General features: G+C 44.3%; 24 protein-coding genes and 2 riboswitches. Of the genes, 10 read left to right on the top strand and 14 right to left on the bottom strand.

The annotated features are described in order from the left end of the window. Positions 1 to 306: 306 nt before the first annotated feature. The 3 genes from QUB61_RS07895 to QUB61_RS07885 all read left to right on the top strand — a co-directional run bounded on the left by QUB61_RS07895 (position 307) and on the right by QUB61_RS07885 (position 3,245). Entirely contained in the window at positions 307 to 852 is a 546-nt protein-coding gene (locus QUB61_RS07895; RefSeq protein ID WP_333127519.1) for a hypothetical protein, read from the top strand. 186 nt (positions 853 to 1,038) lie between these two features. Continuing rightward, the gene (locus tag QUB61_RS07890; RefSeq protein WP_333127517.1) at positions 1,039 to 2,175 is read left to right on the top strand and encodes a transposase; all 1,137 of its coding nucleotides are present in this window, start codon (positions 1,039 to 1,041) and stop codon (positions 2,173 to 2,175) included. Between the two features lie 464 nt (positions 2,176 to 2,639). Then, complete coding sequence (locus tag QUB61_RS07885; RefSeq protein WP_333127634.1) at positions 2,640 to 3,245, top strand: DUF1517 domain-containing protein; 606 nt, start codon at positions 2,640 to 2,642, stop codon at positions 3,243 to 3,245. A gap of 329 nt (positions 3,246 to 3,574) precedes the next feature. On the opposite strand, the gene QUB61_RS07880 is transcribed toward QUB61_RS07885, so the two are convergent. After that, complete coding sequence (locus tag QUB61_RS07880; protein ID WP_333132638.1) at positions 3,575 to 4,240, bottom strand: L-threonylcarbamoyladenylate synthase; 666 nt, start codon at positions 4,238 to 4,240, stop codon at positions 3,575 to 3,577. Positions 4,241 to 4,315: 75 nt separating this feature from the next. On the opposite strand from QUB61_RS07880, the gene larC reads away from it, so the two are divergent. After that, entirely contained in the window at positions 4,316 to 5,728 is a 1,413-nt protein-coding gene (gene larC, locus QUB61_RS07875; RefSeq protein WP_333132637.1) for a nickel pincer cofactor biosynthesis protein LarC, read from the top strand. Between the two features lie 109 nt (positions 5,729 to 5,837). Here the strand turns inward: larC and QUB61_RS07870 are convergent, their stop codons facing one another. Next, on the bottom strand, positions 5,838 to 6,047 hold the full coding sequence (locus QUB61_RS07870; RefSeq protein ID WP_333132636.1) for a hypothetical protein: 210 nt from the start codon (positions 6,045 to 6,047) through the stop codon (positions 5,838 to 5,840). Positions 6,048 to 6,207: 160 nt separating this feature from the next. After that, the gene (locus tag QUB61_RS07865) at positions 6,208 to 7,569 is read right to left on the bottom strand and encodes an NB-ARC domain-containing protein (protein ID WP_333132635.1); all 1,362 of its coding nucleotides are present in this window, start codon (positions 7,567 to 7,569) and stop codon (positions 6,208 to 6,210) included. Between the two features lie 300 nt (positions 7,570 to 7,869). On the opposite strand from QUB61_RS07865, the gene QUB61_RS07860 reads away from it, so the two are divergent. The 5 genes from QUB61_RS07860 to QUB61_RS07845 all read left to right on the top strand — a co-directional run bounded on the left by QUB61_RS07860 (position 7,870) and on the right by QUB61_RS07845 (position 11,234). After that, the gene (locus QUB61_RS07860) at positions 7,870 to 8,514 is read left to right on the top strand and encodes a hypothetical protein (protein ID WP_333132634.1); all 645 of its coding nucleotides are present in this window, start codon (positions 7,870 to 7,872) and stop codon (positions 8,512 to 8,514) included. A gap of 477 nt (positions 8,515 to 8,991) precedes the next feature. Continuing rightward, positions 8,992 to 9,465 (top strand): D-Ala-D-Ala carboxypeptidase family metallohydrolase, encoded by a 474-nt coding sequence (locus QUB61_RS07855; RefSeq protein ID WP_333189894.1) that lies wholly within the window; start codon positions 8,992 to 8,994, stop codon positions 9,463 to 9,465. A 558-nt stretch (positions 9,466 to 10,023) separates the two neighbouring features. After that, the gene (locus QUB61_RS07850) at positions 10,024 to 10,293 is read left to right on the top strand and encodes a hypothetical protein (RefSeq protein ID WP_333132632.1); all 270 of its coding nucleotides are present in this window, start codon (positions 10,024 to 10,026) and stop codon (positions 10,291 to 10,293) included. Continuing rightward, the gene (locus QUB61_RS39810) at positions 10,290 to 10,475 is read left to right on the top strand and encodes a DUF1304 family protein (protein ID WP_445300623.1); all 186 of its coding nucleotides are present in this window, start codon (positions 10,290 to 10,292) and stop codon (positions 10,473 to 10,475) included. The genes QUB61_RS07850 and QUB61_RS39810 overlap by 4 nt, the downstream gene beginning before the upstream one ends. Before the next feature lie 189 nt (positions 10,476 to 10,664). Further along, complete coding sequence (locus QUB61_RS07845) at positions 10,665 to 11,234, top strand: dihydrofolate reductase family protein (RefSeq protein WP_333132631.1); 570 nt, start codon at positions 10,665 to 10,667, stop codon at positions 11,232 to 11,234. A 3-nt stretch (positions 11,235 to 11,237) separates the two neighbouring features. Here the strand turns inward: QUB61_RS07845 and QUB61_RS07840 are convergent, their stop codons facing one another. From QUB61_RS07840 to QUB61_RS07790, 11 genes are all read right to left on the bottom strand, one after another. After that, positions 11,238 to 12,086: an ABC transporter ATP-binding protein gene (locus QUB61_RS07840; RefSeq protein WP_333132630.1), complete on the bottom strand. Its 849-nt coding sequence runs from the start codon at positions 12,084 to 12,086 to the stop codon at positions 11,238 to 11,240. Between the two features lie 111 nt (positions 12,087 to 12,197). Further along, a complete protein-coding gene (locus QUB61_RS07835) occupies positions 12,198 to 13,064 on the bottom strand; it encodes a methyltransferase domain-containing protein (protein ID WP_333132628.1) in 867 nt (288 codons plus the stop codon). A gap of 19 nt (positions 13,065 to 13,083) precedes the next feature. After that, complete coding sequence (locus QUB61_RS07830) at positions 13,084 to 13,524, bottom strand: hypothetical protein (protein WP_333132627.1); 441 nt, start codon at positions 13,522 to 13,524, stop codon at positions 13,084 to 13,086. A gap of 156 nt (positions 13,525 to 13,680) precedes the next feature. Beyond that, positions 13,681 to 13,825: riboswitch (cobalamin riboswitch) on the bottom strand. A 38-nt stretch (positions 13,826 to 13,863) separates the two neighbouring features. Further along, positions 13,864 to 14,442, bottom strand: a complete 579-nt coding sequence (locus QUB61_RS07825) for a Uma2 family endonuclease (protein ID WP_333132626.1) — start codon at positions 14,440 to 14,442, stop codon at positions 13,864 to 13,866. 213 nt (positions 14,443 to 14,655) lie between these two features. After that, positions 14,656 to 16,122 carry an ABC transporter substrate-binding protein gene (locus tag QUB61_RS07820; protein WP_333132625.1) on the bottom strand — a complete coding sequence of 489 codons (1,467 nt, stop codon included), beginning with the start codon at positions 16,120 to 16,122 and terminating at the stop codon, positions 14,656 to 14,658. Between the two features lie 204 nt (positions 16,123 to 16,326). Then, positions 16,327 to 17,652 (bottom strand): leucine-rich repeat domain-containing protein, encoded by a 1,326-nt coding sequence (locus QUB61_RS07815; protein ID WP_333132624.1) that lies wholly within the window; start codon positions 17,650 to 17,652, stop codon positions 16,327 to 16,329. A 62-nt stretch (positions 17,653 to 17,714) separates the two neighbouring features. Then, positions 17,715 to 18,434, bottom strand: coding sequence for a leucine-rich repeat domain-containing protein (locus tag QUB61_RS07810; protein ID WP_333132623.1), 720 nt, complete (start codon positions 18,432 to 18,434; stop codon positions 17,715 to 17,717). 125 nt (positions 18,435 to 18,559) lie between these two features. After that, positions 18,560 to 18,823 (bottom strand): hypothetical protein, encoded by a 264-nt coding sequence (locus QUB61_RS07805; protein WP_333132622.1) that lies wholly within the window; start codon positions 18,821 to 18,823, stop codon positions 18,560 to 18,562. A gap of 343 nt (positions 18,824 to 19,166) precedes the next feature. Further along, positions 19,167 to 19,961: a cobalt ECF transporter T component CbiQ gene (gene cbiQ, locus QUB61_RS07800; protein WP_333132621.1), complete on the bottom strand. Its 795-nt coding sequence runs from the start codon at positions 19,959 to 19,961 to the stop codon at positions 19,167 to 19,169. Beyond that, the gene (locus QUB61_RS07795) at positions 19,958 to 20,290 is read right to left on the bottom strand and encodes an energy-coupling factor ABC transporter substrate-binding protein (RefSeq protein ID WP_333132620.1); all 333 of its coding nucleotides are present in this window, start codon (positions 20,288 to 20,290) and stop codon (positions 19,958 to 19,960) included. The genes cbiQ and QUB61_RS07795 overlap by 4 nt, the downstream gene beginning before the upstream one ends. A 3-nt stretch (positions 20,291 to 20,293) precedes the next feature. After that, the gene (locus QUB61_RS07790; RefSeq protein ID WP_333132652.1) at positions 20,294 to 21,013 is read right to left on the bottom strand and encodes an energy-coupling factor ABC transporter permease; all 720 of its coding nucleotides are present in this window, start codon (positions 21,011 to 21,013) and stop codon (positions 20,294 to 20,296) included. Between the two features lie 61 nt (positions 21,014 to 21,074). After that, positions 21,075 to 21,221, bottom strand: a riboswitch (cobalamin riboswitch). 233 nt (positions 21,222 to 21,454) lie between these two features. Here QUB61_RS07790 and QUB61_RS07785 point away from each other — a divergent pair. Beyond that, the gene (locus QUB61_RS07785; RefSeq protein ID WP_333132619.1) at positions 21,455 to 22,237 is read left to right on the top strand and encodes a Uma2 family endonuclease; all 783 of its coding nucleotides are present in this window, start codon (positions 21,455 to 21,457) and stop codon (positions 22,235 to 22,237) included. The last annotated feature ends 240 nt before the right edge of the window (positions 22,238 to 22,477 follow it).

Here is a 22,477-nt window from a genome sequence, read left to right as displayed (position 1 = left end):
AGTTTCTCATCAAGTGTGGGTCGCCATGTCCTTAATTTTTCTCTTGTCTCACTTGAGATTTTATAATATGGGCGCGATCGCGCGCGACCGGGCTCACCTGACTTTAAGAAAAAGGCATTTTTGGTCAAAACGCTTACAGAGCAAGTATTTAATATTTTTAAGCGGGCAACTTTAAATTTGAATTGCGTGAGGCTATAGTTGACATTTGCGATCGATGCGCGATCTTGGTGGCGCCTAGAGTTGATACATTTGTAAAGAGCTGTTACCATTAATTTTTTAATTATCCTTTACAATCTCCAGAACACCATGAAGAAGTTTCAAGTGTTAGCTGGCATTGCTTCGGTCGTCGCGATCGCAAGCAGCATCGCACTAGGTGACGCCGCATCTGCTTACCCCTGTTCCTACAACAAATCTGGGGCGGCTAAATCTGGTTCTGCGACAACGCTCCTAGGTTCCGGCGGCTCGGATCGAATGAATCCCTGGAAACCCTACAAAACAGCAGTTCTCGGTTTCTTAGGTTTGGCTGGAGTTTTGGGTGGCGGTGCAGCCTACATGAGCTACCGTGCCGGCAAGCGCGCCTCTGCTGCTTGCGCTGCGATGAGCGATAATTTTGAAGTTTGTCATGAGCCTCTAGCTCAGATCGCAGATACAGGTGTTTCTGAATACCTGGAAGTTCCGGCGTTGGTCGATTTGGCGGCGGCGGGTGCTGTAGCTGAGTCAGCAGATGCGGTTGCAGCCGTTCGCGAACACCCAGAAGCTCCGGGCGGCGAGCTGGATTTGCCGGTTTCGCCAGTTGCCGAGTTGAGTTCGGAAATTGCGATCGAACAAGTCCAAAGCGCGAGCCTCAAATAGTTATCTAAAACCCAAGTATTTGCTCAGCGAACCTCCAATCTTGCAAGATTGGAGGTTTTTTGAGGTGAAATTATCTACCCATACCAAAAATTCGGGGTTAGAGCCTCCCCCTTCTCGGGGGATTTTTATTAATTGATCTATTCCTATGATGAATATGTTATCATAGGAATAACAGGAGAAAAAAAGATGCTAACTCTAGAATTTAAGATTTATGCAAAACCGAACCAATTTCAAGCGATTGATGAAGCGATTAGAATTTGTCAATTCATTCGCAACAAGTCTATTCGCTTGTGGATAAATGGTGGGGCTAAATCTTGGTTCGATCTTTCTAAGTACTGTGCTATTTGGGCTAAAGAGTTTGACTTTGCAAACAAGTTAGGCGCAATGGCTCGGCAAGCAAGTGCAGAAAGAGCGTGGGCTAGTATTTCTCGATTCCATGAAAACGTCAAAAAAGGGATTAAAGGGAAAAAAGTTGGTTTCCCACAGTTCCAAAAAGACTGCCGTTCTGTGGAGTACAAGACCAATTCTTGGAAACTCTCAGCAGATAGAAAGTCAATCACCTTTACCGATAAATGCGGGATTGGCAGATTAAAGTTAAAAGGCACTCGTGACCTAAATTTCTATCAGCCAGAGCAGATTAAACGGGTGAGACTGGTTAAAAGAGCAGATGGATATTACACTCAATTTTGCATTCAAGTAGACAGAATTGAGTTAGCCCCATCAACAGGGAAAACTATCGGATTAGATGTAGGGCTAAAGGAGTTTTACACCGATTCAAATGGCGAAATGATTCCTAATCCTAGATTTCTGCGTAAGGGTGAAGTGCAGTTAAAACGTACTCAACGCTTAGTAAGTCGGAAAACAAAAGGGAGTTCAAATCGCCGCAAAGCTAGAGTGATTTTAGGTAAGCGACACCTCAAAATAAGTAGGCAGCGTAAAGACCATGCTATCAAGTTAGCAAGGTGCGTAATCACATCAAACGATGTAGTAGTCTATGAAGATTTGAGGGTGTCCAACATGGTTAAAAATCATTGTCTGGCAAATTCAATTAGCGATGCTTCTTGGTATCAGTTCAGAATGTTCTTAGAATATTTTGGAAAAGTGTTTGGTCGGATTACCATTGCAGTAAACCCTGCTTGCACTAGCCAAGAATGTAGTAAATGCGGTGAAATCGTTAAGAAGTCTCTATCCACTCGTACTCATATTTGTAAATGTGGATGCGAAATCGATAGAGATCATAATGCTGCAATTAACATCCTGAATCGCGGGATAGGTACGACAGGTCATGTCGGAACTTCGATCCTAGAGATCGTAAACGCTTAGGGAGACTAGACCTCTGGATTAGGTGCGGCAACGTTCTTAATTTAAGTCCAGTCTTTGAACTAAGAATCCTCACGCCTTTAGGGCCAGGAGTGTCAAAATTTCCTGTCATTGCGATCGCCCAGCCCAGCAAACAATGACCGATAAATCGATACCGCACAATATCATATTCCGGCGAAGCAAAAAACCGCCGAATTAATACCAATTTAAAAAAGTCTTGCTACAATCCTCAATTTTATATCAATTATTAAAAATCGCCGCTCCCCGTCAGGAGACGGCAGTGCCGTCTCCCTAGTGTATTTGATCCGATTGAAAACTGAAGAAAGAATTAGATGGCTCAAAGCGAGACATTATGTTGCCGAGGCTCTCGCCAGAAATACTTTTCATATCAATCTGAGGGTAGACGGCAAAAGTTCAAATCGCCTGCTACGGTGGGAAATATAGCCCTACAGATTACAACTATAGGTATGAATGCTTGGCGCGATCGATTCAATCAATTTACAGGTCAAACTCGATTGGCAGTTTGCCGGGTGTTCGTTCACCTAACAGGCGAAGATGTTGCACCGCTGTTAGGAGTTCTCAACCGCACAGCAAGACAAGCAATTGATGCCGATGGCAACCTAGCAGTTTTAGGAGAAGGTCTTGTAGAAATTTGCAATCACCTGTTGCAATACGACAACTACTGGCAAGCAGCCGCCAATGAAGGCGATGTTTTTTGGAATGAAGGCGAAGCCGGCGATTATGTGGATGAACTTTTCACGGATTCAGCCGATCGCTATCTCAGCGAGCCTCAATACAGCACCTCGGTTTACGATCAAAAATCCCCCTTGTCTTTGCCGGTAACTAGAAATGTGGTAGTGATGCTGACAGTTGCTTATGAAGGCGAAGTTCCAGCCCTAGAAACTGACCTAGCTGACATCAGCGCGCTGAAAGTCGGTTTAAAAGCACTGATTAATTTAAATTACCAGCAAAGGCTGCGAGCTGTGCAAGTTCATTTTTCTCCCGCACAGTTGGGAGACGAACTTACCAACGAGCAAGTGTTGGTCAATTTCCCAGAACTTATTCCCCTTTAAAAACTAGAAAAATCCCAAGCAGAAAAGCGAATCGGCGCATCGGCGAAGAGAATTCGCTCTGGAAAAAACGAGGTCCACTCCCAGCGGATTAGAAGAAAAGAGGGAAAATAACAAATGTTTGTAGTGATGACGGAATTCCTCAAGCTGGGAATAAACAAGGACTCAAGTCCTGACCAAGAATTTCAAAGGTGGTACCCGCCACGTGATTTATCCGTGGAATCAATCCCAAATCGAAAATCGAAAATCCTCAAGCCCCCGCATTTATCCGTGGGGTCAATCTAAAATCTAAAATCTAAAATCTAAAATCGATTGACCCGCCCCTTGAAATTTTATTTATTTTCCCAAACGGCGACAGCTTCCGATCCCAAACCGCGGCGAACAACAATCGGTTCGCTTTCGGTCAAATCGAGAATGGTAGAAACTTGATATCCCGGATCGGAACCGTCATCGACAATGACATCCACTAACTTTGAAAAACAGTCAAACAGTTCAGCTTTGCCAAAGCTTTCTGCATTTGATGCAGGGACTGGTGCTTCACCTTCATCATCAGTGGTAATGTGAGCGGATGTTGAAATAATCGGATTTCCCAAAGCTTCCAACAGTGTAAAACAAAGCGGGTGGTCGGGAACTCGAATTCCGGTGGTTTTGCGTTTTGGGTTCATTACCAACCGCGGCACTAGCTTGGTAGCTGGCAGCAGAAATGTGTAAGATCCGGGAATTAATCGCTTGATAATTCTGTATGCTTCATCGCTGACTGCAGCATAGTCGGTGATATTTGACAGAGAGGAACACAAAAACGTTAAAGGCTTATCATTGGATAGTTGCTTGATCTGCCTGACTCGTTCTACTGCAGACTTGGAGTTGATATCGCAGCCGATCGCGTAAACTGTATCTGTCGGATAAAGCATCACTGCCCCATCTTTCAGAGCTTTTTTAATTTTCTCGATCCTGTTTTTTTGGGGTGCAACTGGATGCACTTCGTAAATAGTTGCCATGTTAAGATTTTGCAGGCTAAGTGGGCGATCGAAATATCGAGTGAAACAATCAATGCTGAAAATTAATTGTTAATAATGAATAAAATAGCTTATTTTGACTGTCCGACCGGCATTGCTGGCGATATGTGCCTCGGGGCTCTCGTCCACGGCGGCGTTCCTTTAGACTACCTAATCGAAAAACTTAATTTACTGGGCATTTCGACAGAGTACCAGTTGCGGACGGAATTAGTCCACCGCAATACTCAACAAGCAACAAAATTTTATGTCGATTTAGCTGCGGATTTGTCGTTAAAACCAGAAAATCCCGCTACCGACTTTACACTCGATCCGTCGGAAACGGAATCCCCGACTTTCGAGGGCCACCACCACCATCACGGGGAAGAACATTCTCACAGTCACGGGGAAGCAGATGCCGAAATTAGCCACACTCATCATCGCCACTTGCCCGAAATTGAGCATATCGTCGTCTCTGCAAAATTGCCTCCGCGCGTGGAAGCCTGGAGTTTGGCCGTATTTCGCCTCTTAGCAGAGGCAGAAGGTGCCGTACACGGTATCCCCCCAAACGAGGTTCACTTTCACGAGGTGGGGGCGACGGATGCAATTGTTGATATTGTCGGTACTTGTTTGGGTTTGGATTGGTTGGATATTCAGGAGTTTTACTTTTCGGCGATGCCGACTGGTGGGGGTACGGTGAAGGCCGCCCACGGTAAGTTAGCGGTGCCGACGCCGGCGGTGATGCGGTTGTGGGAAACGCACCGAGTGCCGGTTTATAGCAATGGTATCGATCGCGAATTGTGTACTCCTACGGGAACTGCGATCGCCTGTACTCTCGCCGCTGGTTTCGGCCCGCCACCGCCGATGCAAATTCAGGCGATCGGTTTGGGTGCAGGTTCTCGAAACCTGGCAATTCCTAATATTTTGCGCCTCTGGATTGGGGAGAAGGAAGAGGGGGAGAGGGGGAGAGGGGGAGAGTGGGAGAGTGGGAGAAAGACGGCTACTAATTCCCAATTCCCCATTCCCGATTCCCAATTACCGATTACCAATTCCTTAGAAACTATTGCGGTATTGGAAACGCAGATTGATGATTTGAGTCCGCAGGCGATCGGCTATGTTTTTGATGCTTTGTTTGCCGCCGGGGCTCTGGATGTTTTTACTGCCCCAATTGTGATGAAAAAGTCGCGGCTGGGGGTTTTGTTAACTGCGATTTGTCATCCGCAATTTCAGGATGCTTGCGAAGCAGTTATCTTTCGCGAGACTACTACTCTGGGAATTAGGCGATCGACTCAAGAAAGAACTATTTTACATCGAGAAATCCAGACAGTTCAAACAGAATACGGCGAAGTGCAAATAAAAGTTGCGAAGTCTGGACAAATGATTGCTAATGTGCAGCCGGAATACGAAGATTGCGCGTCCATTGCCCGAGTGAAAAATATTAGTTGGCGCGAAGTTCACCGCTTGGCGCTGCAAAGTTGGTACGATCGCACTTAATCAGTCCTGGACCCACTCCGACAAAGAAACCGGGTTTTTTACCGAATCTGCAGGCCACAACGCAGTATTTTCGTAAAAAACCCGGTTTCTGACCACCCCTGCGTAAATCCTAAGAGCAATCAAAGCCTCTGATATCGGTTTTGAGATTGCTGGATAAATTCAGCAGATTAACCGCAGCATAATCTGTCTGGTTTGCTGTTCGATCGCGCAACCAAACTAAAATATTGCCTAGGTGCTGTTTGATATCATTTCCGGTTACACCGAAATGATGTTGACGGTTGACGGTTGACTGTTCACTGTTCGCGGCGTCAACAGTCAACCGTCAACAGTGAACTCGAATTTACTATTCCGATGCTAACGGATTTGATATGATTGAGTTGAATTGCAGTTTCAAAATGGGTTAAGAGACGTTCAATTAAAGGATACAAAATAAGTTGAATTTGTGCGTCGCGGATGTAGTCTTCGGTTGGAAATTCAATTTATACATGAGTTTTCAATAAGTTAAGTTTGTTTGTGATAATTTCTTGCTCAACAGTTTGGAGCAAGCGTTCTGTGAGATACTCGACGATCGCTGGCTGTAGCGTTAAACTTGTCGATGCGGTATTGTCGGGCGATCGCCGATATTCAATGAGCGATCGCTCAGCCAGCGACTCCAATGCTTCCATCAGTTGCCGTCCAGAAACTTTGGGCAAATTTTCAGATTTTAACTTCGCAGGAGTCGCTCCTTCTCTGTTAATGGCGAGCCAGTACATGATTTGTTGTTGCAGGGTAGACAAGCGCTCGAACTGGCGATCGAGCAAATCCCAGAAATCGCTAAAAACAGTATTTCCTTGCACTAAAAATGCGTGAATGTCACCGCTAAAAAGTGTTTTAATAGTCGTTGCCGCAAGTTTGAGGGCGAGGGGATTGCCGCCAAAGTAGTTGACAAGATCTTGACACTGCAATAGCGTTGAATTTAATCCTTTAGCCGCGAGGATTTGCTGGCATACTCGCGGTGAAACTCCCAAGAGTTTAAGCGATCGCACTGGTAAAAATTCCCCCGATCGCACAGCAAACCCGCCCGGTTGTTCTCGTCCGGTTAAAATCAGACAACTTTGGTGCGGTTCGTCAGCAATGCGCGCCAATAACTGTCGGTAATTTTCAAACCCTTGTTGATATTGTCCGCTGCGATTTCCTGCTTGCAAAATCGACTCCATATTGTCGAAAATTAACAAACAGCGTTTTTGTCGCAACTGTTCCATGAGAACATCAATAGAGTTATTGTTTCTGGCTGATGAATTAGTTAAAATCGGTAAAATATTGCTGAGGATAACATCTAAGGTTGGTGCTTGCTGCAAACTCCGCCAAATCACGAATTCAAACTGAGATTGAATTTGTTGAGCGAGTTTGACAGACAGAGAAGTTTTGCCGATACCGCCAATTCCAAAAATACCGATCAGGCGGGTAGAATTGCTGCTAATCCAAGTTTCTAAAGTTTCTAGTTCCTGTTGCCGGTTGTAAAAGTGGGAAACATCGATCGCTTCTCCCCAATCTTGAGTTCTGTTATCTCCTTCGCTAGCCGGCAAGATGGCTACACTGCCATGCTGGTATCGGCGCAAGACTGCTTGAAGATTTTGCTTTGAGACTTTTTCCCCAAGAAGTTGAGAGAGATTTCGCCACAAATGCGAACCGACGTGTTTGATATGGTCGAGTTCGTAACCTAAGCGCGCGGCTATCTCTTGATAAGAGTGTCCCTCCCAGGTTTCCAGAAAGACGAGGGATTGAATGTCATTGAGTTTTTGCTTTTTGTTTGCGGATTGTAACAGACTATCAACTAGAGCGATCGCTTCTTCTGCTGTCATAGCGATTTTGATCTCTTAAGTAAATTTACTGAGGTTCCATGACTGCGATTTGCTTTTCAGGAAAAAAAAGAAATTTACACAATTGAGCGAAATCAATAGGGTTACAAGCCCCAGGTACAGGCTGTGAAGTCAATTCCATTATCTCAATAAAATTTAACATCTAAAATCGATTGACTGCTAGCAGCCTTTAAGGGAATTTACGTAAGTTTACAAAAACTTGTCACTTTTTCTCACCGGCAGGGCGATCGGGGGTAGTTTATTCTTTTAGTTAAGCCAGAGGTTTTGTATGGAGTTTTTGTGATGAATAGAGCAGATTTTTACGATAGTGTCCGAAATAAATTATTCAATGGCAAGCTTAGTCAAGGACAAGTGGATGGTATGGAATCAATTCTCGATTTTTGGGAATCTCCACCAGTTGCACCAACGGGTGAATTCAAAGTCAATTGGGATATCCGCAGTATTGGGTGGTTAGCGTATATGCTTGCCACTGTGTATCATGAAACTGCATTTACCATGCAGCCAATTTCGGAATACGGGGATGATGATTACTTTAGGCGGTATGACAATCGCTCCGACTTGGGTAACAACCAACCAGGCGATGGTGCTAGATTTCGCGGACGTGGCTACGTTCAACTGACCGGGCGCAGAAACTATGAAAAAATGACTCCCATTGTACGTAGTTTTTATCCTAACAGCCCAGACTTTACAAAGGATCCTGAAGCTGTAAAAGATCCTAAGTTTGCATCCGTCATAATGTTTTATGGGATGTTTCAAGGTTCTTTCACAGATCATGCATTAAAGCACTATATTGGCGATCCAGAGAAAGGACAAACTGTTGATTATTACAATGCTAGGAGAGTGATCAACGGTGACGATAAAGCATCTGAGATTGAAGCTTACGCCAAGAAATTTGCTTACGCACTAGAGCGTGCTGGAGCTAAATAGAGCTAGATGACTTACTGGTGTATTGTAGTTTATCTTTCATAGGGAGATATTGCAATACCGAGTGTTTTAAACTCGTATTGGGCTTTTAATCATCCAGAATTGAGGAGCAATTCTATGGATCTAGATGTAGGCGCAATAGCTGATGAATTCCCAAAAACAATAGTATTTGGGAATTGGGCTATCTCTTCCAGTTTCTAAAGCTTGGGATGTATCGCTGGGAAGTTGAAAACCTTTTGGGAAAACCTACAACCTTTCATCCCCATGCGGGCTCTCTTTACGAGGTTTGAGATTTACGCAGACCTGTTGAAGTAGATAGTAAGAAATCTGTCACAATGCCAGCTTATTTACAAGTTTAATTTGAAGGCGATGACGAAAGAAGGCAGGCATTTGATGAGCCAGAAACTATCGAAGATGGACTTCCGACAGATAAACTCTTGTCTTTTGCAATTCTAGCAATTGGGGAATAGGTGGCTTTAAATGGTGGATCTTAATATGAAGTTGACTACAAACTTTCACCTTTGGGAGTTAGTTAAGTCTTCAACAGCAGATCGCTTAGGAATTGATAATACTCCTAATGCAGAAGAGATTAGAAATCTTCAGACATTATGTGAAAAAATTCTTCAACCTGCTCGTGATGCGCTTGGGCCCATAAAAATCTCATCTGGGTTTCGCTCAGAGGAACTCAACAGAGCCGTAGGGGGCGTTAGTAATAGCGATCATCGACTGGGTTTTGCAGCAGATGTAATTCCGGCTAGTGTCAGCACAAGGAGATTAGCAGAATGGGTGGATCAAAACTGCCCAGAGTTCGATCAGGTTATTCTTGAATTTGGTACGCTTGAGGATCCTAACTGGATACACCTTAGTGCTGCTCCTCGCAACCGTAAGCAAGTTCTGAGAGCAACTCCTGAAGATGGGAGAGTTGTTTATAGTCCTATTGCATTGTTCGGTTAAGTTCCCACAAGTTTAAACGCCAGAAGCGCAGCGGTCTAACTGTTGTACGGACGATCGCACCTAGTCACCCATTCATCTCCTCACTAAATAACCGGAAATGAAGCTTGCAGGTGCGATCGCTCTTTCTCCTAATTCAACAATTTACCCATTTAATTAATAGTTTAATTTTGTGATGCAATAAATACCAGAAAAAATTGAGACTCCCATCAAAAAATGGCATCAGTATGCATATATTTTACATTCCATTTATCTGTTTCTGGGAGTAAGTTCAATCGTGTCATCTTTACTTGTGGCTACCTTTGTTGAAGAACTATGAACTCATCGAACAAAAGTGCTTTCTGCAATCTGCGCAATTTCATTAGCTTTGATTAACACAACAGATCTTAAACGAAAAGGTAATGGATTTCGTCAAGCTCAAAGACACTTAAGAGCTGAATCAAGGAGATTTCACACTGGTAGTAGCTCCCCGGAAAAATTAGTGGCAGCTTTCGCCGACGCAGAAGCGATGATAGGAGACGTAAATTTTGACCCAAAAAAGTTATCTGAGGATTAGAAGTTATGCTTACAACCGTCCTAACATCTATCGTCACAGCTTTTGGAACAGCAATTGTTACTAATTTGGCGTCTTTTCTTCTTCAAGAGCGAAGAATAAAGTTTGAGTTTGCCCAGATGCGAACTGAATTTATGGCAGAACAAGTGGCCAGACAACTGTTGGAGCATGAGAAGTGGCAAAGGCGTAGCTTTAAAGCAATCAAGCACAGGTTAGGTGGTTTTGATGATGACGAGCTGCGAACAATACTTGTAATGGGTTCATTACTGCTGGTTTGATTTGGGGCTTGGTTTCCGGCAAAAATGGTGAAGCGATTAAGGTTTTCTTTCTAGTGTGCGTCATTATCGCTGGAATTTTTGGTGCTGTGACGTTGAAGTGGACTACACTTCTGATTCAGACTGCTCAAGAATGCGATCGCTCTTTTCCTAGTTTGGATATCAAGATGGAAGGATTCAGGTAGTCAAAAGAACCAGGCAGTTAACCAATGAGCCGCCTCCTTCATCTCCTCACCAAATAATAGGAAATGAAGGTAAAGAGTGCGATCGCGATTTTTCACTTTTTTAAATTATAGACAAGGCGCACTTGAACGATATACAATAGAAAGGGTTGGGTATTTTCATCCGTAAAGGCATTTGAGACGTTACTTTTAATGAAAACTCAATATTACACTGCCGCCAGCTTAGATGGTTTTATTGCTGATTCACACCACTCTCTCGATTGGTTGTTTCAGTTCGGCGAGGCGGGAGACAGCTATCCTAATTTCATCCGCGAAGTAGGGGCAATAGCAATGGGAGCAACTACTTATGAATGGATTCTGACCCATCAGATCGATGAAGGTGCCGATCGTCCCCAAGCATGGCCTTATGAACAACCGGCTTGGGTATTTACCTCTCGGATTATGCCTGCGATCGAGGGTGCAGATATTCGATTTGTGAAAGGGGATGTCTTACCTGTCCATCAAGAGATGATGGCGGCGGCAGGAAATCAGAATATTTGGCTTGTAGGAGGTGGCGATCTGGTTGGTCAATTTTACGATCGCGGGTTGCTTGATGAGGTAATTGTGTCAATTGCATCGGTGACACTTGGTAGCGGAGCACCCTTGCTACCGCGCACGATCGCAACACCCCCGCTAAGACTTTTATCCGCGAAGGTTTATGGAGAAGCCTTCGCAGAGTTGCGCTATGAAGTTCCTGTCCGGGCAGATGACACAACTGCTTAATCTTTAAAGCAGCCGACGCGCTTGTAAAATCTGTTGTTGCCATTGCTCAAAAGTGTGGCTTTTTGAGTTATCATCTTTCTCCACGATCGCCCTTATTTGCTCGATTAGCTCGATCGCCAGCGGTACCCCAAGCTGCAATTGTTCCAAGACATCCCGCTGAGCAAAAACTGTTTCCGGTGTTCCTTCTAAAATCAATTTTCCTCGATCCATCACAAACACCCAATCTGCCCAGCGGTAGATGAAATCGAGGTCGTGACTTGCCAAAAGGATAGTGGTTCCGGCGTTATGAATTTGTTGCAGTAAACCGATCAGTTGTCGGGTGTGACGCGGGTCGAGATAGGCGGTAGGTTCATCTAACAGCAGCAGTTTCGGCTTGAGAACCATGATATCGGCGATGGAAACCCGCTTTTTCTGCCCCAAACTGAGATTGTGAATTGGTTCGCGGGCGAGTTCGCTTAGATCGAATTGGTCGATCGCCTGCTGTACCTGTTGAGCAATTTCCGATTCTGTCAAGCCTAAATTGTACAATCCATAGGAAATATCTTCTTCTACCGTCGAAGCTACTAATTGATGTTCGGGATTTTGAAAGACGAGTCCGATTTGTTGGCGCAGTTGCATCAAAGATTTGCGATCGTAGCAAAACGGTTCGCCTTTCCAGCGAATAATTCCCTGTTGCGGTTGGTACAAGCCATTTGCTAACAGAAAAAAGGTAGTTTTGCCGCAGCCGTTTTGACCGATCAGCCCGCAGCGTTTCCCGGCGGGAACTTTGAGGTTTAAATCATGAATTGCCGATCGCGAACCGCAGGGATAGGAGTAGGAAGTGCGATCGAATTCGAGAATCCATTCAGACATATTCGTTATTTTTAATTTTTTATAGCCTTCCAGGCTCTGCCTGGGAATAACTACCCGGAGGCTGTGCCTCCAATTACCGATTACCGATTACCAATTACCATGGTATTTGTGTCAGCCTGCATCTGATTTTGACAACTGCCAAAGTTGAAGTTCATAACAGAGATGTTGCTCAAAAAGTTGGCTCGCCTCCAATCCTTCAACCACCAGCTTCTTGAACCAGCGACGAAATATCCAGCGCAGGAATTTGTGGACGGGGGGAACTGCGATCGCAATTAAATCTGCAACATAGATCATCGTATTCAGTCCATACCTGCGGAAAGTATCGACATACAAATCGATTGTCGGCAAAATATGGGCGGAAATATCCTCAGTTTTTACTAAAGTGAATCCAGCCTGCTTTAATGCTGCATGAAGTTCCGTAACAACATGACAATTAGAGAACATTCCCTCTTTATAGTTAGGATCGGAGCGCATCATATCGGCAAGCAGCACGTAGCCACCGTGATTGAGGATTTTGGCGGCACCGCTAGCAATATCCACAGCCGACATATACTGGCTACTTTCGCTAAAGAGAATAAGATCGTAGAAATGGGTTGCTTTGAAGTCTTCAAACCTGGTGAGGTGGAAGATTGCCCGATCGCCCGTACACTTAACAAAGCGCTGTTGTTGGAACGGATCGGGTGCGAGTCCTTCCACTGCAAAACCTCGATCGAGCAAATAAGCCGCATTTCCGCCAATCCCGCAGCCCACATCCAGTATCGTATGAGTGCCTTTGGGGATAGCATCCAACAGTTTTACAGTATAAGCTTGCTGAGCGATGCGCAATCGGGCGATCGTCAGTTCCTCAGCGGGCACAGGTAGGGTTTCCCAATAGCCGTAGTGAAGGTAGGGCGAATCTGTCAGGCCCAAATAGTAATTAAGCGCTGCATTTTGGTAGCGAGTTACCTTGGAAACTTCGATTGATTTTGGCTGCGACATTCGGAAAATTTAGTAAGTTTTAGGATTTGGGGCAGAGTTGAAATTCTTCCCAGCGCTTGCATACCTGTTCATAGCACTCAACAGGAGAAATTGCCAAGTTTTGCAACAAATTGATATCAATCTGACCGTTAGCGATCGACAAAAATATAATTGCTTCCTTTGGATCGTAGCTAGCAATAATAGAGAGCAGATTTGAAACAGTGTTTTCCTCGAGTTCTAGTTGTTGCAAATAAGCAGTTGCGTACAATTGGGAAATAAATTGCAGATCGTAGTTGATAGTATCTACGCTCCAATTCACAGAACCGTTAATGGGAGTATTAATTTTGCAAGCAACCAAGCCTCGTCCTCGATGCAAAAAGCCATTCCAAGCAGTATGTCCGATCGGCAAAATATTCTGGTGAATAAACAAGTTTTGCCAGTAGCCAAAACTCCCCTGCCAAACACTATCTTCAATTCGCATTTCTTTTCCATTAAAATAACATACGCTTCAGAACACAGATCGAATTACATCAGCGTTCATCTGCGTTTATCTGCTGATATCTGCGGTTAAAAAACCTCAATCCAATAATTAAAAAAATAATAAACTCACCATCATCCATACCTCGCAGATGAAAAACAACAGGTAAACAAATCGGCGGGCATCCTGACTCAGAGATGCAATAATCTCATTACAGTTGCGGGACAGCGCCGGATTCGCACCGAACTTTCCCCCTTGCGTCTGATGGCTGTTCTCCATCAGAGCCGATCGATATACGGGAATATTACCACTATTTGGGATATTTGACAAAAAACCGTCCGCCTATTCACCAAACTCAATATTTTCATACAAATCGGCCAGCGAAAATTCCACAGCAACAGACGTTAAACTGAGCCGATCGCCCATACAGCTATATTCCGAAAAAATCCACTTATTCGCATCAGTTTTAGAATATTGCTCCACCCGTAGCCGATATTGATCGATTAACAAATACTCCTGAAAACTAGGAATACTGCGATAGGCAGCAAACTTTTCATCGCGGTCATAAGCTTTAGTACCTTTAGATAGCACCTCAGCAATCAGCAGAGGATTGGTAATTGTATCCGTCCGTCCAGATTGCAGCTCGATCGGTTTCGCAACCACCATCACATCCGGGTAAGTATAATTATTAAGCTGGGGAATCCACAGCCGCTGATCCGAACTAAAAGTCCGATATGGTTTCCCTTTTAACGCCAGTTTCAGCGCAACAACTAAATTAGTGGTAATTTCATTGTGATCCGGTGTGCCGCCAGCCATCAGAACAATCTCCCCATTGATAAATTCATGCCGATCCTGAGAATTGATTTCCAATTCTAGATATTCCTGGGCCGTGTAGGTTTTGGTTTCAACTGGCGCGATCATACACAACGCTCTCCTTTAATCTACTCATTTCAGTTTATCTTAAAAATTATGCTAATTCAACAGAAAAATAGATTTTAATCATGCTAATAAACAGGCAAGATGCCTGTTCGTTCCACAAAGAGGGAATTTTCAGGTGGGGGTGGGCAGGAGCACCCACACCTGAAAGGCTGATTGAGAATGTGCAAGATGTGAGTCCGATCGCACTTAACAAACTTACCGCAGCGGGACAAAGTTATAGCCAGTGCTTCCTCCTTGTTTAACTTGCACTAAAATCGGCTTACCAGCCCGATCGCCCGTTGGCAAAAACTTCACATCCTCGCTGGATCCCGGTGTTGAAAAACTCGCATTTCTGAGTGCTTGTTGTAACCCGAACCGCGTATTGCTTTGTCGCAATCCAGCGATGACAGCTTGAGCCGCGTCAAAACTCGTTGCTGTTCGCCAATTCACAATTCCTCCCCAACGCTGGCGGGAATTTTCTGAGAAACCGCTACCGGGATTAGTTTCAGGATGCCAGGGAACCGGCAAAACAAGCCCGTCAACGTCTTTTTGTCCGTCTTTTAATGTTTGAAAGGTATACATTGTCGTGCTGCCGTAGAGTGACAATTTGCCTCGATTGATGCGAGCCAGAGAAATCGCACGGTCAATGCGATCGATGTGGGGTGCTAACATCAATCCTTGTGCACCTTTGCTGACAGCATCGGCGATCGCACTTTCGGGATTAAAAGAGGGTAATGAAAAATCGCAAATAGTGGGAACTAATTTGCCTCCAGCAGCAGTAAGAGATGCCACAAATTCATCTTTAAATGATATGTTATCCGGTGCTTGGGAGTCATAACAAATGGCAATATTAGTTTTGCCTGTTTTGACGGCATATTCTGCTAAGGGAGCCGCCATGACGCTAATATTGGGGATTGTGCGAAATATGTAGCTGCCAAATCCTGATAGATTATTGGCAAAGCTCGTCGGTGTCACCATTACCAGTTTTTCTTGCTGATAGATCGGAGCAGCTTCGACAGAGGCGGTGCTAGCATTGTGTCCAATAACTGCTAGTATACTCGGATCTTTGGCCAATGTCTTTGCAACTTCTCTGACCACTCCTGGATTGTTGTCATCGTTGACAATTTCTACTTGCAGTTTGACCTGGTTGATGCCACCCTTCTTATTGACTTCATCCTGAGCTTGGGCGACACCTCGGAGGATTTCTTGGGCGATATTGGGGTTAGTACCAATGGGGACGCTGACAGCAATTTTTAAGAAAGAACCATTGCTGGCTGTGGCATTATTCAAATAGATAATGGTTTCTGGGTCGTTGCGATTCTGTTGCAGCGAAGCCTGAAAATTTTGGACAGCACCTTGGTAATCTCCCTTGGCAAAAGCTTTAACGCCTGCTTCTTTTGCTGCTGTTGTTTGGGATGTTAGCAATATCTGGTTTCCTAAACTGATGCGACTTGCGATCGTTCCCGATGGACTCGCACCCGATGGACTCGCACCCGATGGACTCGCATCCGATGGACTTGCAGCCGATGTAGGTGTAGGAGTAGAAGTAGAAGTAGATATATTTGGACTTTGGGGTGCGAATAAACCGGGAAGGAACTTGTACCCGCCAAATGCAATTAAGCCGAGAGCAACAATAAAAAAGATCGGCGGGGGACTTTTTCTTTGGTTAGTATCTTGGGACATAATTTTTTCTCCTTATATAATTTATACAGACTCTACAGAAAAGCTGCTAACTACAATCAGTATTCAAGAGATTTCTGTTAAAGTCAATTCATTAAATTCACTAATTAAGTTCATAAAAGTCATATTTGTATTTTTAGGGCGGGCAGGATGCCCACCCCCACAAGAGTTTTAGCAAATTTGGCTGTTTGGCTGAACAGTCAACTTTTAGAATACAAATGGTGTTTCCCAACTACAGGCCAACTCTCGCTGGAGAGGGCAAGTTTTGGGTTCGATCGGATTTCCGCTGAGTTCTAGCTCAATGAGGTTAGTCAAAGATTCTAGCGGTTTGATCTCACTAATTTGATTGCTGCTGAGGGAGAGCCAAGTCAGTTTAGTCAAAGATTCTAGCGGTTTGATATCACTGATTTGATTGTTGTTAAGCAACAGTCCATCCAGATTAGTTAAGGATTGTAAGGGCGTGATGTCGCTGATTTTATTGTTGTTGAGTTCTAGGTCAGTGAGTTTAGTCAAAGATTCTAGCGGTTTGATATCACTGATTTGATTTTTGCCGAGTACGAGATTAGTCAGGTTAGTCAAAGATTCTAGCGGTTTGATATCACTGATTTGATTGTCGCTGAGGAAGATCCCAGTCAGTTTAGTCAAGGATTCTAGCGGTTTGATATCGTTGATTTGATTGTTGCTGAGCAAGAGTTCAGTCAGGTTAGTCAAGAATTCTACCGATTTGATATCGCCCAGAAGATTGTTGCTGAGGTGGAGCCGAGTCAGGTTAGTCAAGGATTCTAGCGGTTTGATGTCGCTGATTGAATTGTCGCTGAGACCTATCTGACTCAGGTTAGTCAAAGATTTTAGCGGTTTGATGTCGCCCAGAAGATTGTTTCTGAGGTCCAGATCAGTCAGTTTACTCAAGGATTCTAGCGGTTTGATGTCGCTGATTTTATTTTTGCTGAGATCCAGACCAGTCAGGTTAGTCAAAGATTCGAGCGGTTTGATGTCGCTGATTTTATTCTCGCTGAGACCAATCCCAGTCAGTTTAGTCAAGGATTCTAGCGGTTTAATGTCGCTGATTGTATTGCCGTCGAGACCGAGCGAAGTCAGGTTGGTCAAGAATTCTAGCGGTTTGATGTCGCTGATTTTATTGTTTTTGACGACGAGGACTGTCAGCTTACTCAAGGATTCTAGCGGTTTAATATCGTTGATTTTATTGTTTTCGAGACGGAGGTCAGTCAGCTTGGTCAAGGATTCTAACGGTTTGATATCAGTGATTTCATTGTTGTCGAGGTCCAGTTCTGTAAGACTCGAAAGTGTCTGATTAGCTGCATCGCACTCAGTAGTCCCTGCTTGCTTCAACAGCACCTCAACAGTATGTTTAGCTTCAGGACTCAAAGAAGCTTGAGCGCGACACCAGTCAGCAAATGTTTTTCCACTTTTTCGCGGCTGCGTTTCTGCGGCTTTCGCAGATAGTCCATTTCCACATGATGATAGAGCGATCGCACTAAAAGCAACTACCGCCATCACCCTTGGTAAATTCATGTGTTTGTATCCAACTATAAGCGTCACGATTTTGTGCCTCTAATTTTTGGAGCTAGAAAATTTTATAATTCAATTACTCTTTCCCAATTACAGATAGACTCTGGCTTGACAGGGCAAGTTTTGGGAGCGATCGGATTGTCGCCCAGGAAGATATTCGTCAGTTTAGTCAAAGACTGCAAAGGTTTGGTGTTACTGATTTTATTGTTGTTGGCGAAGAGTACACTCAGTTTAGTCAAGGATTGTAAGGGTGTAATGTCGGTGATTTGATTGTTGTCGAGGAAGATCTGAGTCAGGTTAGTCAAGGATTTTAGCGGTGTGATATCGCTGATTTTATTATTGCTCAGAGCGAGGGAACTCAGCTTAGTCAAGGATCGCAAGGGTTTAATGTCACTGATTTTATTATTTCCGAGACTGAGCGCAATCAAGTTAGTCAAGGATTCTAGCAGTTTGATATCACTGATTTCATTATTATTGAGACCGATTCCAATCAGGTTAGTCAAGGATTCTAGCGGTTTGATATCGCTGATTTTATTGTTATCGAGGGTGAGTTCCGTGAGACTCGAAAGTTTCCGATTAGCCGCATCGCACTCAGTAGTCCCTGCTTCCTTCAACATCACCTCAACAGTATGTCTAGCTTCAGGACTCAAATCAGCTTTTTTGCGACACCAATCACCAAATGTTTTGTTGGCAGGTTGCGTTTCTGCTGCGATCGCAGACAGTCCATTTCCAGATAATGCTAGGAGTGTAAAACAAGTAATTGCGATCGACTTTGGTAAATACATATGTTTATTTCCAACTATAAAGGTCATAATTTTGTGCCTATAACTTTCATAAATGTCAACCTTCAGGCTCAACAAAAAGCTTTAATAGAGGACAAAAATTCTCTATTAAAACTGCACAAATTAACTCAAATATCGTCAGTCAATTCACCAAATGCCGAGTCAATATCAGTTTCAACAACAGCCACATACTGAGCAACTGGTGAATGATTAGGAGACTCCGGCGACTCCACCGAATGCACATTTACTACTGGTGATTCGGCCACAGTTTCCACAACGACAGACTTACATTTCTTGACATTAATTACAGGTAATTGTGCTCCATTTTCTCCATTTTTACGGGTTTCATTCCGCAGCAATATTGCCAAACGGTAGTTGTTGGGCTGCTGCATGAGTGACTGTGACCATAAATACGGTCAAAAAGGTCATTAAGAAATAAAGTATTTTTTTGAACTGCCGTTTGTTCATAATATAATACCCCTACATAATAGCTATTGATTACAATTATTCAATAGGTTTCTTGTAAGGTCAATTCATAAAAATCATTACTTTAGTTCATAAAAGTCATATTGATAAAATGAAGCTTGGGATGGTTTGCTTCTAGCTTGGACGGCCTAGAAGCCCATCCCACAATTCATTTAGAAGTGCTAAGGTGGTGCACATCTAATTTTTACAATCCTGTTTCTTGAAACCATGAGTGGTGTTGGCTTCGACCAGCCCCAAAGTTTAATTAGATTAAAAGACAACACCTAACAAAGTTAAAACCGTGCAACCAAACACGGCTTCCAATGTATATCTTCGCGAAGGTTTATAAGGGTAAGAATGCCAAACTCGCAGTTTTCCATTAAAGCCGCGCGACGCTAAACTCAGCGATACTTGACGGTAGTTTTCCAAAGTTCGCTGAAGCAATTGCCCGATTAAAATGCCTAAACTGTGCATTCCCCGCTTCCAAGTGCGGTAGCCGCAGCGCGAGTTTTGGGCTATCCAAAGTTCATCGGCGATCGCCAATAAGCTAAAAATAAACCGATACATTAGTAATAGCAGTTCTGTGACTAACTCTGGACAGCGTAATTGTCTGAGAATCTGCAAGATTTCGGTAAATGGAACCGTCAAGAGGATGAAATACATACAGCTTGTCGATGCGAAGGCGCGGGCTAATAGCAGACTCACTTGGTATATTCCGGTGCGGCTCACATACAGATAAAAAGTGCCGGTGCTAAGGCCCCAACCTTGCCAAATATCCCACTGAATTTCTTGGATTTGACTTAACTCAACCGCACCCATCGCCAAAGCAGGCAAACTTGTCAGCAAAAACATCAACGGTAGCGACAGCAACCGCAAATACAGTTTCCCCGGAATACCCGCATAGATGACGGTCCAGACAGCCAACCAAAGACCGATCGACAATTGGACGATCGCCCCAGAAACTAGAGACAGAATTAAAAGAGCGATCGCAAAGGATAACTTGTGAGATGGCGGCAACCCCCGCAAGCGATTTGTATAAGCCAGACTATCAATCTGATGGTTCATTCCGACGATTTACGATCGGACTCCTGCCGAGATTGCGATCGGCCTTTATACAACCCAATGACGTACCCAACTACGCCAGCCCCCATCGCCGCTTGAGACGCAAACAATAGACTTGAAATTTCGCTGCTAGCCGGCTCAAACAAGTGATTGAACCAAGGTTTATAACCCGGTTGAATTTCCGTAATTGCTTTCTTAGCTTGGTCATCGGCACCGCCATATTCACCTCGCACAAAAACGAGAGGAAACGCTGCTATAACAATCACAGCGCCAGCCAACAGCCAATTTTGTCGCGAAGTAGATTGGTAATTTTTTGTAGGTTTTTGATTCACGGCTTATGACTCCTGTCTCAATAATTTCAAAGTTTCCAACTCCTCCTTCCCGTAAGAATGCAGCCAATTCCAGACTAATACAGTCAGCAATCCCTCACTAATAGCCAGAGGTACTTGAGTGATAGCAAAGATGCCAGCAAACTTGAGAAACGAAGCCATAAAACCGCCACTTGCTGCCGGAAAAGCTAATGCTAATTGAATCGAAGTAGTTACATAAGTCAGTAAATCTGCCAAAGCCGCCGCACAAAAAATTGCTGCCCGCTGGCTACCAGTTCGCAACAGCAATCGATAGAGAAAATACGCAGCGAAAGGGCCGACAATCGCCATCGAAAACATATTCGCTCCCAGCGTTGTCAAGCCACCATGCGCTAAGAGTAACGTTTGAAACAACAGGACTAAAGCCCCCAGTACAGCCATCACCGAAGGGCCGAACAAAATTGCCCCCAAACCGGTACCCGTCGGGTGAGAACAACTGCCCGTTACCGAAGGAATTTTTAAAGCAGAAAGCACAAAAGTAAACGCACCCGCCAAAGCAAGCAATAGTTTAAGTTCCGGGTGTTCTTTTGTAATGCGAGTAATCGATCGCAACCCAAAGGCAAAAAAAGGCAACGCCACAATCCACCAAAACGCAGCCCATTGCACCGGCAAAAAACCTTCCGAAATGTGCATAGCTGCGGCGGGCGTTGCCGAACCCAGGACAATATAACAACTCAAGCCAGCCATCAATCCCAAGCTGACCAATTTCCGATTTCTGGTCTTCACGCTGAACCTCGCAGAGGAGACTATGTAAACTAACACATCGGCGGGCATCCTGACTCAAAAAGCGACATGACTTTCATTACAGTTGCGGGACAGCGCCGGACTTGCACCGAACTTTCCCCGTTTCCTCTAACGGCTGCTCCCCATTAGAACCGACTGGTTAGACATAGTTTAGTCGATCGCGTAAATCTCAGCAAATATTTTACAAAAATTCATTCAGATTAACTCAGTCGAGATTACCTATCTTCTTCCTTCTATTCTTTCTCTTCCTTCGCGTCCTTCGCGCCTTCGCGGTTCATTAAATAAATATTCTTTTAGTATTTATAAAGTAGTTGGTAGCCAGATAAACAAGTATCGCAAAACAAGTAAACGCTATAATCTTAATGAGTTTTGAGGAAAGCCGCCATGTTAGATTACAAATTCCCGAGGCATTGGCCCTCAGCCGATGAACTACCAGACTCTGATGAAACGCCTGTGGATAACGAACTGCAAGAATTAATACCAGGATTGCTAAAAGCAATATTGCTCATACTTTGGGCAGAACGCATGGACTGGTTCTTTGGCATAGATATGGGTATCTACTATCACCCAGACAAACCTGCCATTGTGCCCGATGCTTTCTTGAGTTTAGGTGTAGAAAGGTTTTATGATGAAGAATTGCGTCCCAGCTACGTCCTGTGGGATGAAAATGTTCTGCCGACTTTTGTGCTGGAAGTAGTTTCCCAAAATTACCGCAAAGAATACACCACAAAGTTGGAGGAATATCAAGCTTTAGGCGTACTTTATTACGTCATTTATTCTTCCCGCCGCCGCCGTAAACCCCGTTTGGAAGTACATAAGTTAGTCAATGGGAAGTATGAATTACAGCCAGGACATCCAGTTTGGATGCCAGAAATTGGTTTGGGAATTGGTTGTGAAAGGGGCAATTATTCTGGGGTGACAAGGGAGTGGTTGTATTGGTATGATGCCGAGGGAAAACGTTATCTGACTCCTGAAGAACAGGTGAAAGAATCAGCGCAACTCGCCCAACAGGAATCCCAGCGCGCCCAACAGGAATCCCAGCGCGCCCAACAGGAATCCCAGCGCGCCCAACAGGAATCCCAGCGCGCCGATCGATTGGCCCAACGTTCCGATCGATTAGCTCAGCGATTGCGGGAGTTGGGGATAGATCCCGATAGTCTGAGCTGATAGCAATCAAGAGTATAAGACTGACGCACTCTTGACGCTCAGAAACCGGGTTTTTCCACGCCCGATCGATCGCCCTCAACGGAGGATTTTCGGGAAAAAACCCGGTTGCTGGGTCCAGAAATGTGTGAATATCGATCGCAAAAATCGGGAAAGATGGGGCTAGACTCATTACTCACAAGTTAAGCTAAAAGCACTATTGTCAATGAGTAAAATTACTCATCTTTTACCTGTTGACCCAAT

This window comes from Microcoleus sp. C2D2 (assembly GCF_036702495.1).
In the GTDB taxonomy this organism is placed as follows: Bacteria; Cyanobacteriota; Cyanobacteriia; order Cyanobacteriales; family Microcoleaceae; genus Microcoleus.
This window is presented reverse-complemented; position numbering and strand designations above follow the sequence as displayed.